General features: G+C 74.7%; 2 protein-coding genes and 1 tRNA gene. 2 read left to right on the top strand and 1 reads right to left on the bottom strand.

Annotated features, from left to right (window positions below):
* Together ABTY20_RS35145 and ABTY20_RS35140 are read left to right on the top strand one after the other, a co-directional pair.
* Positions 1-925 (top strand): SPFH domain-containing protein (locus ABTY20_RS35145; RefSeq protein WP_352001197.1); only part of this gene is annotated, 925 nt, incomplete at its 5' end.
* 165 nt (positions 926-1090) lie between these two features.
* The gene (locus tag ABTY20_RS35140) at positions 1091-1696 is read left to right on the top strand and encodes a lytic polysaccharide monooxygenase auxiliary activity family 9 protein (RefSeq protein ID WP_352001196.1); all 606 of its coding nucleotides are present in this window, start codon (positions 1091-1093) and stop codon (positions 1694-1696) included.
* A gap of 77 nt (positions 1697-1773) precedes the next feature.
* Here ABTY20_RS35140 and ABTY20_RS35135 read toward each other — a convergent pair.
* Positions 1774-1847, bottom strand: a tRNA-Lys gene (locus ABTY20_RS35135).
* Between the last annotated feature and the right edge of the window lie 138 nt (positions 1848-1985).

The following is a 1985-nucleotide window of genomic DNA, read 5'->3' as shown; positions in this document are numbered from 1 at the left end:
CCGGCTGCGCGCCCCGGCCGGCGAGCGGCCCCGGCCCGCCGCGCCGCGGATCGACCCCGGGCCGGCGGAGCGGCCCGCCCGGGTGCTGCCCGGCGTCGTGGGGGTGCTCGCCGGGGTGTGCGGGGCGGCCGGCTGCGTGGCCACCTCGTGGTGGTCGGGCGTGCTGCCGCCGCAGGTGGTCCAGGTGCTCGGACCGGCCGGCGCGGCGGGGCTCGGCCCCGCGCAGTGGGCGGCCTACGCGGGGGCCGGGGCGCTCGGGCTGTTCGGGTTCGGCGGGCTGGCCCGCGGGCGGACCGGACGGGCCTGGGTGCTCGGGCTGTTCGGCCGCTACCGGGGGACCGTCCGGCGGACCGGTCTGATGTGGGTCAACCCGCTGCTGCTGCGCCGCAGGGTCGACGTGCGGCTGCGGCACTGGCGCGGCGAGCCGCTGCCGGCGGCCGACCGCAGCGGGGTCGCGCTGCGGGTGACCGTCCTGGTGGTGTGGCGGGTGCGGGACACCGCGCGGGCGACGCTGGGCGTCGAGGACCACGAGGCGTACCTGCGCGCGTGCGTGGAGGCGGCGCTGGTGCGGGTGCCGGTGGCGGCGCCGGGCGCGGGCAGGGGCGCGGTGGAGGCGGCGCAGGACGCGCTGACCCGGCTGGTGGCGGCGGACACCGCGCCGGTGGGGGTGGAGGTGTTCTCGGTGCGGCCGGTCCGGGTGGAGTACGCGCCCGAGGTGGCCGCCGCGATGCACCGGCGCCGGATCGCCGCGCTGGACGCCCAGCACCGGGCGAGCGTGCTGGGCTCGGTGGTGGATTCGGTGGAGGACACGGTGACCCGGCTGACCATGCGGGGGCTGGTGGAACTGGACGACTACGAACGCAAGGTGCTGGTGAAGGACCTGACGGTGGCGTTCTGCGCGGGACGGGGGGAGCCCGGGCCGTGAGCGGCGGGCCCCTGGGGGCGGAGCACCGGACGACGGGCCGTGGACGGCCGGGAAGAGCCCCTGCGATTGGTATGGACATGTTCAATTCGCGCCCATAATCTGAACTTGGTCTAGACCTACCTGTACGGCTCAGTGAAATCCCCCACGTTCACCAGGAGCGGCAGCATGCGCACACGGACCACGATGTACGCGGCCGCGGTGGGACTGGCGACGACCGGAGCGCTCGTGCTCTCCTCCGGCGGCGCCAGCGGCCACGGCTACACCGACCTGCCGGTCAGCCGGCAGAAGCTCTGCCAGAACGGCTCGGTGACCAACTGCGGATCCATCCAGTGGGAGCCGCAGAGCGTCGAGGGCCCGAAGGGCTTCCCCGCCTCCGGCCCCGCCGACGGACGGCTCTGCTCGGCGGGCAACACGCGGTTCTCCCAGCTCGACGGCCCGAAGACCCCCTCGGGCGGGGCCTGGCCCACGACCCGCGTCTCGGGCGGCCAGAACTACACCTTCCGGTGGCAGTTCACGGCCATGCACGCCACCACCGACTTCAGGTACTACGTCACCAAGCCGGGCTGGAACCAGAACCACGCCCTGGCCCGCTCCGACCTCAACCTCACACCGTTCCTGACGGTGCCCTACAACGGCCAGCGCCCGCCGCAGACCCTCTCGCACAGCGGCCGGCTGCCGTCCGGGCTCAGCGGACACCACGTGATCCTCGCGGTGTGGACGGTCCACGACACGGGCAACGCGTTCTACGCCTGCTCGGACGTGACGTTCTGAGCCCCGCCCCGTCGCAGGGGTGACACGGGCGGAACAACGCACAAGGGCCTCTCGCTCCCACGAGAGGCCCTTCGGTGTGCGCCGCCAGGGACTCGAACCCCGGACCCGCTGATTAAGAGTCAGCTGCTCTAACCAACTGAGCTAGCGGCGCATGACTCCCGCCGTCCGCTTCCGCGGTCGGCGACGAGGAAAATACTACCCGGTCCACCGGGGTGCTCCGGACCACCGCCCGGGGCGCCGGCGACGGCGACCCCGGGGCCGCGCCGCGGTCGGGCGTGCCGGCGGCCCG

This window comes from Streptomyces sp. NPDC126497, from assembly GCF_040302425.1.
Classification (GTDB): domain Bacteria; phylum Actinomycetota; class Actinomycetes; order Streptomycetales; family Streptomycetaceae; genus Streptomyces.
The sequence above is the reverse complement of the archived record's forward strand: the minus strand, read 5'-3'. Positions and strand labels throughout refer to the sequence as shown.

Coding starts and splice junctions, on each gene's coding strand:
- ABTY20_RS35140 (WP_352001196.1), top strand. CDS start 1,091: ATGCGCACACGGACCACGATGTACGCGGCCGCGGTGGGACTGGCGACG.